This window comes from Dyadobacter soli (assembly GCF_900101885.1).
GTDB classification, from domain to species: Bacteria; Bacteroidota; Bacteroidia; order Cytophagales; family Spirosomataceae; genus Dyadobacter; species Dyadobacter soli.
This window is the reverse complement of sequence record NZ_FNAN01000021.1, coordinates 156,312-171,166: the sequence shown is the minus strand read 5'-3', so window position 1 is coordinate 171,166 and position 14,855 is coordinate 156,312. Positions and strand designations below refer to the sequence as shown.

Annotated in this window: 9 protein-coding genes; 4 read left to right on the top strand and 5 right to left on the bottom strand. The window is 52.5% G+C overall.

The window, feature by feature from the left end; genetic code table 11:
• Positions 1-96: 96 nt before the first annotated feature.
• Both BLQ88_RS29610 and BLQ88_RS29605 read left to right on the top strand, forming a co-directional pair.
• A complete protein-coding gene (locus tag BLQ88_RS29610; RefSeq protein ID WP_090145524.1) occupies positions 97-1,632 on the top strand; it encodes an IS1182 family transposase in 1,536 nt (511 codons plus the stop codon).
• Between the two features lie 313 nt (positions 1,633-1,945).
• The gene (locus BLQ88_RS29605) at positions 1,946-4,996 is read left to right on the top strand and encodes a sensor histidine kinase (RefSeq protein ID WP_090156627.1); all 3,051 of its coding nucleotides are present in this window, start codon (positions 1,946-1,948) and stop codon (positions 4,994-4,996) included.
• On the opposite strand, the gene BLQ88_RS29600 is transcribed toward BLQ88_RS29605, so the two are convergent.
• From BLQ88_RS29600 to BLQ88_RS29585, 4 genes are all read right to left on the bottom strand, one after another.
• Positions 4,923-5,579 (bottom strand): response regulator, encoded by a 657-nt coding sequence (locus BLQ88_RS29600; RefSeq protein ID WP_090156626.1) that lies wholly within the window; start codon positions 5,577-5,579, stop codon positions 4,923-4,925. The genes BLQ88_RS29605 and BLQ88_RS29600 overlap by 74 nt on opposite strands.
• Before the next feature lie 89 nt (positions 5,580-5,668).
• Positions 5,669-6,313 (bottom strand): helix-turn-helix transcriptional regulator, encoded by a 645-nt coding sequence (locus tag BLQ88_RS29595; protein WP_090156625.1) that lies wholly within the window; start codon positions 6,311-6,313, stop codon positions 5,669-5,671.
• A 54-nt stretch (positions 6,314-6,367) separates the two neighbouring features.
• On the bottom strand, positions 6,368-7,009 hold the full coding sequence (locus tag BLQ88_RS29590; protein ID WP_090156624.1) for a response regulator transcription factor: 642 nt from the start codon (positions 7,007-7,009) through the stop codon (positions 6,368-6,370).
• A gap of 231 nt (positions 7,010-7,240) precedes the next feature.
• On the bottom strand, positions 7,241-8,005 hold the full coding sequence (locus BLQ88_RS29585; RefSeq protein ID WP_090156623.1) for an NUDIX hydrolase: 765 nt from the start codon (positions 8,003-8,005) through the stop codon (positions 7,241-7,243).
• Positions 8,006-8,160: 155 nt separating this feature from the next.
• Between BLQ88_RS29585 and BLQ88_RS29580 the strand changes: the two genes are divergently transcribed.
• Positions 8,161-11,595 (top strand): ThuA domain-containing protein, encoded by a 3,435-nt coding sequence (locus BLQ88_RS29580; RefSeq protein ID WP_090156622.1) that lies wholly within the window; start codon positions 8,161-8,163, stop codon positions 11,593-11,595.
• A 62-nt stretch (positions 11,596-11,657) separates the two neighbouring features.
• Here the strand turns inward: BLQ88_RS29580 and BLQ88_RS29575 are convergent, their stop codons facing one another.
• Complete coding sequence (locus BLQ88_RS29575; protein WP_090156621.1) at positions 11,658-13,268, bottom strand: FAD-dependent oxidoreductase; 1,611 nt, start codon at positions 13,266-13,268, stop codon at positions 11,658-11,660.
• A 66-nt stretch (positions 13,269-13,334) separates the two neighbouring features.
• Here BLQ88_RS29575 and BLQ88_RS29570 point away from each other — a divergent pair, with 66 nt between their 5' ends.
• Entirely contained in the window at positions 13,335-14,843 is a 1,509-nt protein-coding gene (locus tag BLQ88_RS29570) for a glycosyltransferase family 39 protein (protein WP_090156620.1), read from the top strand.
• The last annotated feature ends 12 nt before the right edge of the window (positions 14,844-14,855 follow it).

The following is a 14,855-nucleotide window of genomic DNA, read 5'->3' as shown; positions in this document are numbered from 1 at the left end:
AAGAGGCTGTCTCACATGAGGCAGTCTTTTTTCATTTTCATGGTTGGGTAATTTTTCTGAATTGATTATCTTTAGGTATAAGCAAATCAAGGAAAAATGGGTCGACGACAGCCTAATTTCAAGCCCTATCACCAGCAGCAGTTAATGCTGCTTCCCCCAAGTTTAGATGAATTAGTCCCCAAAGGTCACGTTGTACGTGTGGTCGATGATGTGATCAATAAGATCAATTTAGAGTCGCTCAATGCTGCCTACTACCTGACCGGCCCGGCGAGCTACCATCCCCAGATGCTGTTAAAAGTGCTTGTATTCGGCTACATGAGCAATATTTATTCAAGTAGGAAGCTGGAAGCGGCTTGTAAGGAGAGCATTTACTTTATGTATTTGAGCTCAATGAGCTTCCCTGATCATAACACCATTAACCGTTTTAGGGGCGTTCGTTTAAAGGATACGTTCAGGACGATTTTTGAGCAAGTGGTCAGCTTGCTTGCCCAGGAAGGATATCTGAGCATTGAGGAAGTATTTACCGATGGAACCAAAATTGAAGCGAACGCCAATAAATACACATTTGTCTGGAAGAAGGCGATTGCCAGCAATAAGGAGAAAATGAAAAAACAACTGGCTGAGATCTGGGCGTATGCACAGAGCGTGGCTGCCACCGAAGACAACATGCCCGAGCCGCCAGACTTGACCACAATCAATAAGGAGAAAGTCCAGGATACGGTCGATACGCTTAACCAGGTGCTCGGTAAAAAGGAGAACATCGACAAGAAAATGAAGACCAAACTGGGTTATGTGACCAAGCATTACCCGGCCAATATTGCCCGCTACGAGCAGCAGGAAGCCATTTTAGGTAGACGAAACAGTTATAGCAAGACCGATCCTGACGCTACCTTTATGAAGTTGAAGGAGGACCATATGCGCAACGGCCAGCTCAAACCTGCCTATAATGTTCAGATATCAACCTCAAATCAGTTCATCGTAAATTACTCCATCCACCCCAATACCACTGATACGAACACGCTGTCCAGTCACCTGGAACAGCATGAGAAAAGCTTTGGCGCTGCCCCCAAATCGCTGACTGCCGATGCCGGTTACGGCTCGGAGGAAAACTACACTTTATTGGAAGAAAAGAAGGTGACTGCCTTTGTGAAGTACAACCTATTTGACAAACGCCAGAACCGCGCCTTCAACAGGAAACACCCATTTGCCACCGACAAACTTTATTACAACCCGGGGCAGGACTATTATATCTGTCCGATGGGTCAGAAAATGGCTTACATAGGCGATCGGACAAGGAAAACAACCACCGGCTTTGGGCAGACCGTAAGGCTTTACAAAGCCAGAAACTGTCAAAATTGCCCATTGAACGGAGCTTGTCACAAGTCACAAGGCGATCGGGTGATTCAGATAAATGTCAATCTAGAAAGGCAAAAGCAGCAAGCTGACCAGCTGCTAACAAGTGAAGAAGGCATCCAGAAACGAAAGAAGCGATGCTATGATGTTGAACCGGTCTTTGGCAACATCAAAAACAATCACGGCTTCCGGCGATTCATGCTCCGCGGCAAGCAAAAGGTCGAAATCGAGTGGGGATTAATAGCATTAGCCCAAAATCTAAGGAAAAGAGCGGCCTAAGACAGCCGTTTTTTGCCTTCATTAACCAAATCGAGCCCAATAGCTTCTTGTCTAAGATATTACTGCCGATTCCAGATCATCAAAAATAAAATGAAAGAGGGTGCCTCGTTTTTTAATTGAGACACCCTCTTTTTTTATTGCAGGAAAACAGGCTGGCTGCCAAACCGCACGCGAGCTCCCCGAAGATTTTTATCGACAGAAGCCGTCTGACACGACGTAGTACTTCTAATAGATTCAGGAGTAGTTATTCTAATACCGGACATTTTAGTAGTTTCATAAGAAAATAGCCCTCGATACACCATACCATTGTCCTATGAGAATCCTCCTGGTCGCGTTGATTTCTCTCATTCTGCATAGCTTTCCCGTAGCTGCGCAGCAGGAGCAATTTATTGTTTCTCAATACAATACCGACAATGGCCTCCCTCAAAACAGCGTGAAAGACATCGCATTCGACGAATGGGGCTATTGCTGGCTTGCTACCGAAATGGGAATGGTGCGTTACGACGGGCAACGTTTTGTCACCTACGGTACCAATGAGCTGCCGGGGCTGAAATCGGCACGTTTGGCGGGGCTTACCGCCGACGCACGCGGCACGTTGTACGCGCGGCTGTATGGGGAGCAGATCATCAAGGTAGCGGCTGTTGGACCGCATGCTGCGCCGGCGCCGGTATTGCTTCCGCAATGGACGGTGCATGTGGGGCTGCAAGGCGTGGCGGTCGATGACAAGGGAATGCTGAACAAGCTGGCCTATTTTTACGAACATCTGGGGCAGAATCCATTTCTTTTTACGTCGAGTATTTCCAATCATGAAGTATACCTTCAAAACGAGAATTCTTTGCTCTATTTGTCGCCTGGCCTGAAAGCGCCGGTGCAAATCAGGGATTATACGGGCGCGAGGCCGCAGTATGCGATCTTTGGCGGGCAGTTCCTAGCTTGCATTTTACCGGGGAACCGGGTGGAAGCGTGGAAAAACGGCCGCGTTGTGCCTGCGTACACATCGATTGAAGGGCCATTGGCTTCCAGTCCCCTGTTTCTTTCCGGCGATTTTCGCACCTTTCCCAGTCCGGACGGGCTGTATGTTTACGCAGGCGACGATCTTTATAAAGTTGCGCTGCGGAACGGCCGCCTCAGTTCGGAAATCGAGCTGGACGGCGTTCAAATACCTTTTTTGAGTTGTATCCGCTATGTGCCCGAACAACAGGCCTACTACCTCGGTTCAACCACCGACGGGCTGTTTGTGGTACAAAAAAATCAATTTTCGTCGCCGACATTTTCGTCCCCCGTTCTCGAACAGAGCCTGTACGCGCAGGCGAAGCTGGACGACGGCCGTGTGGTCGTGAAGAATATGCTGGTTTCGATGGACCAGCCGCCCCGGCCATTGCCGATCAATACCGGCATCGGCCCCTGGTTGTTTGCACCGGGTAATGAACAGCTCTACTACGAGGAGAATTTTAAACTCAAAAAACTGGACATCGCAAGCGGCCAAAGTCGGGTAGTAGCTTCGGGATACGGGATGGTTCATATGAGTGAGGCGGATAAGGGTGGCTATTTTTTTGCTTCGTCCAGGGGATTCGGTAAACTCGTGAATGACAAGCCGGTCGGTTTCAAGAATTTTCCGCAATTGACGAATATCCTCTTTGCGAGGCAAATCCGGCCGTCCTATTTCCTGGTTTGTACGGAAAAAGGGCTCAAATGGTATGATTACGAGCGAAACCGGATCGATAAGTCGGTATTGGAATCGATGTCGGTGCGGACGGTGTACGCGGAAGCGGCGAATAAGATATGGATATCTACTTATGGAAAAGGGTTTTATCTTTTACACAACAAGAAACTCTACCACATGCCCACCGGCCCGCGGCGGGCGCTCACTACTGTCCATTCTTTTATCGAGGACGGCCACGGTTTTTTCTGGCTGCCGAGCAACAACGGCCTTTTCAAAGTGAAGAAAAGTGAATTGATGGCCTACGCGGAAAGAAAGCAGGACAAGGTCAGCTATTTCCGTTTCGACCGTACCGACGGACTTCCTACCAACGAGTTCAACGGCGGCTGCGATCCTTCGTTTGTGTGGCTGAAAGACAGCCTTTTATCGCTTCCATCCATGAAAGGGCTCGTCTGGTTTTATCCCCATAAACTCAAACCCTATTACCCGAGCCGCAACGTTTTTGTGGACAGCCTGACCGTGAAGGGCCGGCCCGTTGCGCTCAATGCAAAAGGCATCGATCTCTCGCCGGATTTCAAGCTGCTTGCCGTTCAGGTCTCGTCGCCCTACTTCGGCAATCCCGAAAACCTTGATCTCGAATACCAGGTCGCGGGCCTGGACCCGGGTTGGCATAAAGTGGAGAAGAATGGTTATGTAACGATCACCAGCCTTCCGCCGGGGGATTACAAGCTCCTGGTGAGGCGCAACGGCGCACATATACCGGATAGCGCGGGGCAGTTTGTCCTGCCTATCGAGGTGCAGCCCTGGTTTTACAATACCTGGTGGTTTTACGCGCTTTGCATTTGTGTATCGGTGGGGGTGGGGTATTTGTTATTTAAAAGAAGGCTAACCAAGCTGCAAAAGGAGGCGCAGGAACTCGAAAACACTATTTCGGCCCGTACACGCGAGCTGAAAAGCGCCGTGGACGACCTGGCGAAGTCGGAAATGGCATTGCTGGAAAGCAACCGGTTCAAAGACCATGTGATCACGATGGTGCTGCACGATATGCGGTCACCGCTGCGGTTCATTTCGCTCATTAGTGGTAACCTTTTGAAAAACCACACACAGCTCACGCATTCCGATCTCGATGCGTACCTGGGCGACTTGCATATGGGCACGCAAAATTTGCTGGGCTTTACCGAGCAGTTCTTCATGTGGATCAGCACGCAGCAGCAGGGTTTCAAGATCAGTAAAAACCTGTTTCCGTTGAATGCATTGTTCGAGGAAATTGCTTCGCTTTACAAGGAACTATTCAAGGTAAACCATAACCGGCTCACGATTGTGCACACCGATCTGGAATGTGTTTCGGACTACCAGATACTCTCCGTCGTGATCCGTAACCTGATCGACAATGCGAATAAAAACACGATAGAGGGCGAAATCACGCTTTCATGCCGGGAGGAAAACGGCCGGTTGCTGATCTCGATCGCCGACACAGGCCAGGGCCTGACCGACGAGCAGATCGCCCTGTTCATGAGCCGAGACAGGCAAGCCGGTAACCGCGGCACGGGCAGTCTGCTCATCCACACCATGCTCGACTACATCCAGGGCAGCATTGCCATCGCCAGCGAACCGGGGCAGGGGAGTACTTTTACGATTCTCCTTCAAAATCTGCCCCAATCTGATACATCTGGGCAAGATGGTTCAGTTCCAGCAAGTTCTTGATTTCCAGCTTGTCGAAAACGCGGCAACGAAAGCTGCTGGCCGTGGAGGCGCTGATAGAAAGTGCATTGGCAACTTCGAGTGCGCCATAGCCTTTGAGCAGGAGCAATGCTACTTCAAATTCCCGTTTCGAGAGCTTGTCGAAAGGCGTATTGGCTACATTACCGATCAACGCATTGGAAAAAATCTCGCTCTGCGACCTCGAAATGTACCGCCGCCCCTGGCTTACGACGTGTATAGCCTCGGCGAGGACCTGGTCGGGTTCGTTCTTGTTTACATACCCGAGTGCGCCTTCGCGGAAGAACCTGGCGGCAAAAACCTTGTCGGGCTTCATTGTTACGACCAGGATTTTTAGCTTGGGACGGATACGTAAAATGTCGGGGATCAGCGCGAGTTCGTTGGTCTCGGGCATGTTCAGATCGGTGATGAGCATATCGAAGTCCCGGGCGGTAACTTTTTCGATCACTTCCCGGCCGGCTTCGGCAAATTCTACGGTCACATTGAATCCCAGGACTTCTTTAACGACCATCTGCAGTCCTTTCCGGACAAGCTGGTGGTCGTCGGCTATAAGTATGGAGAGCGGCATATTTGAAACAGTCCTTTCAGGATTACGGTTTGATCGTAACGACTGAAATTAATGCATTTCAACCTGAATTACAAAACGGCGGGAGGCCATTAATTTGACAAAACCGAAGCCAGTTCGACGATGTTGATCACATTCTTTTTCAGCATGACCGTCCGTTTGATGGTGCTGATCGTGCTGTGCCTGACATTCAGTGCCGTCGCGATTTCCGAGGTCCTCATACCGCTGACGAGCAGGTTGGCTACCTGCTGCTCCCGGGGCGAAAGCTTGTTGGGCTTTCGTTGCAGGTTGTATTTGAGGAAGTTGCGTATCTGGGCCTGGTTGCTCGGGTCGAACAGGAATTCGTAGCCAAATTTCTGCAATGTACTTTCACAAATGTAGCGCCGCGCGTCGAGCACTTCCCGCAGGCATTTCTCCGTTTCCTGGTCGCGGCAACCCTTCGAAATGCACGCGCTGGCGCCGGAAAGTACGAGAGACAAGGCCTTTTTGTAGAGGTTGTCGTTGTACATGATCACCCACGGGATAGCGCTGTGCTTCTCTATCAGCCGCGCATCGATCCCCGATTTCTCGTTCACCCCCACCACTACCAGGTCGATTTTATGGTTTGCAAGATACTTCGAAACACCCGCTACGGTATGGGTTTCAAAGAATGTAAACTCGTTTCCGAGGTTTTTAAAAAACTCTTTAAGACCCCGCAGGATAATCGGGTGGGAGTCGTACAAAATTACGTGGCGCATGGTGATGATGCTTGTCTTAGAAGGGCTAGCCGGTAATCCGGTAATTGGTATACGTTATTCCAGTGTATGAATGGCCTGTACCAGGTTGGTCATCGAAAGCTTGCGGAACGCACGTGCTTTCAGGGTGCTCACGGTGCTGTGCTGAATTTGGAGGCGGTCGGCGATCTCCCCGGTTTTCATGCCGGTTTCCAGCATCGATGCGATTTCCGATTCACGGCTCGTGAGCTGGCGCACGCGGGGGCGATAACTACCCGTGGCGCCGTTGCGGATCGCCCTGAACCGCCAGTACTCGGCATTCACGTGCGCCTGGGTAGTGGCGCACACGTAGCGGCGCTGTTGCAGCACGGCCGAAATACCTTCCCGCAATGCGGCGTCGTTGCATTTTTTCGACATGCAGGCGCCTCCGCCGAGAGCCATCAGGTCCATGGCGTTTTCAGCCCCTTCTTCGGTGTAAAGCACTACGGTTTTAGGGAGTATCTTGCCAATCAGTTCGTTGTCGAAACTGTCTACGTCGTTCACGCTCATCACAATGAGGTCGAAGCGCTGGGTAGTGGCGTATTTGTAAAACTGGCGCACGCGGCCGGCTTCGGTCACTTTCATGCGCATGTCCATGGTATCCAGCAGGAGCCGGATTCCTTTACGGGAAATAGGGTGTAAATCGAAAACTAATACTTTCAGGGTGCTCTCAGGTTTCATTGTCACGGGGGCGATCTGTTTTTGACTGTGCAAAGATTCACCCCCGGCAGCTAATTGGTGGTGGCTCTCCACCGAACCCCATGTAGCTTTGTAGCCACAGCGATGTAGTACCCCGGCGTTCCGGCGTACCGGCGGCCCGGCGATCCGGCGATCCGGCGTACCGGCGATTTTGGCTAGTCCTTCCCCCGAGTACCGACGATCCGCTTGCCGGAGATTTACGCCCGGGCGCAATTATGCTGCCCCTACATCCGTGCTCGCCTGCGCGTGTACCTCATTCCGGAACCGGTACAGGAATGGCGCTTTGTTGGCGGCGCCGGTGAATTTCTTTTCCAGCCTTTCCAGCACATTCAGGTCGAGGATCTTTTTCTGGAAGTTATTCCGGGCGAATGCGCGGTCGAAAATGGATTCGTAAAGCTCCTGGACTTCACGCATCGTGAAAGTTTCGGGAAGGAGGTTGAATGCGATGAGCTTCTGGTCGAGGTTGAGCTGCAATGTTTCCAATGCGGAATGCACCATTTCGTGATGGTCCATGATCATCGGCGGCAATGCGCGTACAGGGTACCAGCTGATAGATTCGTCGAGCTCCGTTTTTTGTGGGACTACCTTATTGATATCCACCAATGCATAATAGCCGATCGAAACGAACCGGCGGGTAATCCAGTCGAACTCTTTGCGGTCGAAGCGCTTATCGCCGAGTTTGTCCTCATTGAGCTCGATCAGCCTTTCCAGGAAGCGGATATTCGATCTCGGCGCGTCGCCAAACACCCTGAATTGTTCGAGGTAAATATCTTTAATGCCCGTGCGGTCTTCCAGAATCCGGCGCGCCGCCTGGTCTATGCCTTCATTTTGATAAATAAACCCGCTCGGCAGCGCGCAGAAATCGCCCCGGAAATTCAGTTTGGGCACCAAAACGCTGAGCTGGGAATCCTGGTAACCGAAAATGACGCAGTCGATAGAAAGCTGCTGTATGTAATCCTGTTCGCTAGGTGAATGCATATGAAGAAGAAATCCAATGCCCCGGTCTTCAGACCGGGGAGAGATGTTGTTGTATGATTAGAATATATGTTAGTACAAAATTTATTGTCTCAAATATAGACAATAGTATTTTTTGCTGTACATTTGAAAGTCACAAATTCAAACAACCTAACCGGATGAAGAGAAAATTACAGGGCGTGCTGCTGGGCTGTGCATGGCTGCTGGTCGGTCATGTAATGGCGCAGGCGCCCAAAATGCAGTTGCTGGTATTCAGCAAAACGGCGGCTTTCAGGCATCCGTCGATCGAGGCGGGGAAGAAGGCGCTGGGCAAAATGGCGACCGAGAAGGGTTATGGCGTCAGTTTCACGGAGGACGCCGCGCAGTTTAAGGAAAGCAATCTGAAAAAATACAACACGGTTATCTTCCTGAATACCACCGGGGATATACTCGATGCCGAACAGCAAAGCGCATTCGAACGCTACATTCAGGCGGGGGGCGGCTACGTGGGCATTCACGCGGCCAGCGATACGGAATACGAATGGCCGTGGTACGGTGCATTGGCCGGGGCCTGGTTCCTCGACCACCCGATGCCCAACAATGTGCAGAAAGGGAAATTTATTGTTACCGAGAAAAATCATTGGGCCACGCAGGGTATGCCCGACGAATTCGAGCGGAGCGATGAGTTTTACAGTTTTAAAAATATATCCCCGAAAATCAACGTCGTCCTGAAAATCGACGAAAAGAGCTATACCGGCGGCAAAAACTCGGATTTCCACCCGATGAGCTGGTACCAGGAGTTTGACGGCGGCCGGTCGTTTTACACGGCCATGGGACATACCGACGAAACTTTCGAAGAGCCCCTCTTCCTGAATCACCTCTGGGCGGGCATTCGCTACACCACGGGCGGTGATACGCCCAAGCCGGTCGATTTTGCCAAAGCACGGCCGGAAGAAAACCGTTTTTCCAAAGTGATACTGGCCGAAAAACTGGACGAACCCATGGAACTCAGCGTGCTGGGTGACGGGCGCATCCTGTTTATCCAGCGGAAAGGCGAGGTGCTTTTGTACAATATCCAATCCAAAGAACTGAAAACCATCGCCAAGCTGCCGGTGAGTACCAAGTATGTGAGCAAGGAAGGTAAGGAATCCATGGGCGAGGATGGTTTATTAGGATTGAACAAAGACCCCAATTTTGCCCAAAACCACTGGATCTACCTCTACTATTCCGACCCGAACGAGTCGAAGAATGTGCTGGCACGCTTTGAACTGAAAGGCGACGAGCTGGACCTGGCATCGCGCAAAATCATGCTCGACGTGCCTACGCAGCGCGAAGAATGCTGCCATACCGCCGGCTCTATTGCCTGGGATAAGGATGGTAACCTTTACTTATCGACCGGTGACAACACCAATCCGCACGGCTCCAACGGATACAGCCCGAGCGACGAACGTGCAGGTCGCGAGGCATGGGACGCACAGAAATCTTCCGCCAATACCAATGACCTGCGCGGCAAGATCATTCGCATTAAACCGCAGGCGGATGGTACCTACACCATCCCGGAAGGAAACCTTTTCTCGAAAGGCACAGCGCAAACGCGCCCGGAAATCTACACCATGGGCCACCGTAACCCGTTCCGTATTTCGGTGGATAAGCACACCGGCTACGTATATTGGGGAGAGGTGGGGCCCGACGCTGCCAAACCCGACGCTAACCGCGGCCCGGCCGGTCACGACGAGGTAGGGCAGGCCCGCAAAGCGGGTAACTTCGGCTGGCCGCATTTTGTAGGAGATAACAAGGCTTACAACAAATATGACTTCACGGCTAGCCAATCTGGCGAGAAATGGGATGTAGCGGCGCCGACCAACAATTCTCCCAGTAATACGGGCTTGAAAGTGCTGCCTCCGGCGCAGAAAGCATTCATATGGTATCCTTACGACGCCTCGCCCGAGTTCCCGCTCGTAGGTGCGGGCGGGCGCAACGCCATGGCCGGCCCGGTATTCTATTCGGACGATTTCAAGACTGCCGGTGCATTTCCTGCCTATTACAATGGCAAGCTGCTGGCCTACGAATGGATGCGCGGCTGGATTATGGCCGTGACGATGGATAAAGAAGGCAATTACACATCCATGGAGCGCTTTATGCCGAGCTATAAATTCTCTAACCCGATGGATATGGAATTTGCACAAAACGGGGATCTGTACATGCTCGAATACGGCTCCGGCTGGTTCTCCGCCAATGACGACGCCCGCCTGATCCGCATCGAGTACAACGGCGGTAACCGCAAGCCGAAGATTGAAATGGCCGCCAACAAACAAGGTGGTTCCGCGCCACTGACATTGAAACTTACAGCTTCGGGCACAGACGATGCCGACGGGGACGCATTGACCTATTCATGGAAAATCACTTCCAAAAACGGTTTTACCAAAACAATCAACACCCGGGACGCGCAGCTAACGCTTGCCAAAACAGGGCTGTACAAAGCTGCACTAACTGTCAACGACGGAAAAGGCGGCATTTCGACACAGTCGCTCGATGTGACGGTTGGTAATGAGGCTCCGGTGCTGAGCCTGGACATGCCGGGGGCCAACAAGTCGTTTTTCGTGCCGGGCAAGCCGTTCCAATATGATGTAAAAGTGAAAGATAAGGAAGACGGTGCGCTCGGAAGCGGCATCGACGCCGACGCCGTGGCCGTGAACATCGACTACCTGCCCGAAGGTTTCGACAAGGTAGCCATTGCGCAGGGGCACCGCTCAGCGGACGCGACAGCGACATTTGCGAAGGGCAAAAAGCTTATCGAGGCAAGCGATTGCAAGGCCTGCCACGCCATTAGTAAAAAATCCATCGGCCCGGCTTACACCGACGTCGCCCGCAAATACAAAGGCAACGGCTCGGCCGTGGAAACGCTTACCAAAAAGGTGATCAATGGTGGTGGTGGCGTGTGGGGCGAAACGGCGATGGCCGCGCACCCGCAGCTTTCGGCCGCCGAGGCTTCGGAAATGGTGAAATACATTCTGAACCTTTCAAATGACGCCGCAAATGCTTCGCTACCTGTGAAAGGAAGCTACACGGCCGCATTACCGAATGGCGATAAGGGCAAGGGCGTGTTCGTCGTGCGCGCTGCGTACGAGGACAAGGGTGCGAAAGGCCTGCCTGCATTACGCTCCGAGCAGACTTTTGTGCTGCGGAATTCGAATATGGACGTGCACGGGTTCGATGTGTATGACAATGTCAATAAAATGTCGTACGGCGGTAATAACCTGGCTATTCCGGCAAAATCGGGTGCTTATATGGGGCTGAAACAAGTGGATCTGAATGGTGTTTCGGTATTCCGCATTATGGCTATGGCGCCGAAACCGCAGCTGAATGCGTTGGGCGGCAAAATAGAGCTGCGGCTCGACAGCCCGACGGGCAAGGTAATCGGCGAATCGGCCTACCTCGAACCGACCGACAAGCTCGATTTCAAACCGTCGGCCCTGGAAATTCCTGTAAAACTCCCCGCGGCGGATGGTAAGTCGCACGATGTGTATATGATTTTTGTAAACCCTTCCAAATCATCCGGCAGTCTGATGGTTGTAATGAGTGCACAGGCGGTGCTGGCATCGGCGGCGCAGTAGCGACCTTTTGAATTGGCATTAACCTGAATGGCGGCCCGACGATACCGGGCCGCCATTGATTTTTAGCGGGTGGCGGCCGGTGATGCTTTCGCCTGGTCGACGCTGACCCGGTCGAGCGGTTTCCGGGCGGGGCCGGTAAGTACTTCTCCCTCGCAGTTGAACCGGGCGCCGTGGCACGGGCAGTCCCAGCTTTTTTCGGAATTATTCCACTGAACAATGCATCCCGCGTGGGTACACACGGGGTCGAGCACGGTTACCTGGCCGTTTTCTTTTTTGTAAATACCTACTTTCTGACCCTCATATTCTACGATTTTACCGCTACCCGCAACAATTTCGCCCAACGATTCGATTTCCTCAATGCCGAACCGGTCTCCCACGAACCGGCCAACCACGTCGGCATTCTCTTTGACGAATTCTGTGAAAGCTGCCACCGGTTTAACCCGCGCGGGATCGAACAGCTTTTCATAAGGGCTGGTACCCTCCGAAATCAATTCGCTGAGCACGATTGCCGCCACCGTTCCCAGGATCATACCATTGCCGTTAAAGCCCGTGGCCACATAAATGCCCCCCGAAGCACCCGGCATTTGGCCGATGTAAGGCAGGCCATCGGCCGGGACATAATATTGCGCCGACCATTGGGTGGTAATCTTATCCACCGGGTAACATTTCTTTGTGTACTCGATCAGATCCGCGAATGCCTGTTCGGGATCGCCGTGGCCCGTTTTATGGTCGTGCCCGCCTGATACGAGGTATTTCTGGCCGTTAATGGCGTGCGTCCGGAAGTAATGGTAAGGCTCCTGCATGTCGTAGATCAGGGCATCGGGGTAGGCTTCGCCCTTCAAGGTAGCCGCCACGACGTAGCTGCGGTAAGGCGCATTACGGAAATGCAGCACATTGACCCCGCCCGGCGGAATGTGCGTAGCATACACGACAGATCTGGCTTTGATCTCCCGCTCGCCTGCGTGCGCGGTGTGGTATTCGTCGTTCGAATCGATGTGGTCGATCAGCGTATTCTCTAACACGATTCCGCCGAGGTCGGTAAATGCCTTTTGCAAGCCTAAAATGTATTTCAATGGATGAAACTGTGCCTGTTTGTCGAAGACGACGGCTTTCCGGAATGGGAGCGGCGCGGGCGCGTCATGCGCGGGCTCCGTGGACACACCAGCGCGTAAGGCGCTTTGGTAAAGATCGTCGAGCTGCTTTGTCTCCTCGTCCGTTTCGGAGTACACATAAGCCTGCTTCCATTCGAAATCACAGTCGATCCCGTACGTTTCCACCATATTGTGAATGAGGGCTACCGATTCTGCTATGGCCCCGGCAAATTGCTGCGAAGCTTCCTGCCCGAAACCGCTTTCCACTTCTGCATACGTAGTGTCGGCGAAGGTGTTAATGTGCGCCGTCGTGCCGCCCGTAGTCCCGTAGCCCGGCGAATGCGCTTCGGCGATAACGCATTTGCGGCCTTCTTTTTGAAGCAGCAAGGCCGTGGTAAGGCCGGTAATGCCAGCTCCAACGATCAGTGTATCAAAGATTTGTCCCGGATTTGCGGCGCTATTGTTGCCCGGCTGTGCTGTAACATTGGTTTGCCATAGGCTCTTGTTCGAACCGTCGCGTGCTACGCCCTTGGTGCGTGGACCGCTGTTTAGTATATTGTCCTGATTTGATATTGAGTTCATGGTATCCTGATTTTTTTGCGTGCAATCAGGACAAAATCCATGCCAACGATAGCTTCCCAAACACCTATGACCCGAAGAACCATCCTGCTGCTGACTTTGATCGTCCTGAAATTCCTGCTGCAATATTTTCTCATTATCCCCGGATACGAGCTGCACCGCGACGAGTACCTGCACCTCGACCAGGGGAGTCACCTCGCCTGGGGCTTCCTGTCGGTGCCGCCCGTCACCTCCTGGCTTGCGTGGGTGATCCAGGCATTGGGCAATGGCGAATGGACTGTGCGATTCTTCCCCGCGCTGTTCGGGGCGCTCACGATCCTGGTCGTCTGGCGAACCGTGGAGAGGCTGGGAGGCAATTTATACGCCTGTCTGCTGGCTGGCTTCTGCACGTTGTTTTCGGTTTTATTGAGGCTAAACCAACTTTTTCAGCCGAATTCGCTGGACGTGCTGTGCTGGACCGCGCTGTACTATTTCCTGATCAGCTTTATCCAGACCGATAACCGCCGCTGGCTGTATGCATTTGCGGCTGTTTTTGCCATTGGTTTTTTAAATAAATACAACATCGCATTTGCCGTCGTAGGGCTCCTGCCTGCCATTTTACTCACGCCTCAGCGCAAAATGCTGCTGAACAGGCACATTTACCTCGCGCTCCTGCTTGCATTGCTCCTCATCTCGCCCAACCTTATCTGGCAATACCAGAACAACTTCCCGGTATTTCACCACATGAAACTGCTCGCCGAAACGCAGCTCGTGAACGTGAACCGCGCCGATTTTCTGAAAGAGCAGCTTCTGTTCTTCATGAGCGCGATATTCGTCATCGTCGCGGGACTTTACGGGCTGCTCGTCCACAAGCCGCTGGCGCCGTACCGGTTGTTCTTTTTCAGCATCATTATCACCCTCGCGGTCTTCACGTACCTGCGCGCGAAGAGCTATTACGCCATCGGCATTTACCCGGTTTATATTGCATTCGGGGCTGCTTATATCGGGGCGAAAGTGAAAGCGGCGTGGCTGCGCGGTGTTTTTTTGCTGATTCCCATTATACTCTTCATCCCGCTGTTTTATGTGGCCTTTCCCAACAAAACGCCGGAGGAGATCGCCGCCAACCCGGAGCCTTATCAAAAGCTGGGAATGCTGCGCTGGGAAGACGGTAAAGACCACCAACTGCCGCAGGATTTCGCCGATATGGTCGGCTGGCGGGAGCTTGCGGGCAAAGTGGATGCCGCCTACGCATCGATGCCCGAGAAAGCCGCGACCCTCGTCCTTTGCGATAACTATGGTCAGGCCGGGGCCATTAATTATTATTCCAAAGCGGGCGTCAAAGCAGTGAGCTTCAATGCGGATTATGTCAACTGGTTTGATCTTTCGAAGCGCTACAAACACCTCATCCGCGTGAAATCCTGGGGTGATGGGGAGGATGAAATGAAAGAAACGGGGCCATTATTCGCGACCGGTTATGCGGCAGATTCGGTCACGAATCGTTATGCGCGGGAGTGGGGGACTACTGTTTTTGTGTTTCGCGATGCGAGGATTGACATTAATGCGAGGATTGAGAAGGAGATTGCGGAGGAGCGGTGGTGATACCATTACCAT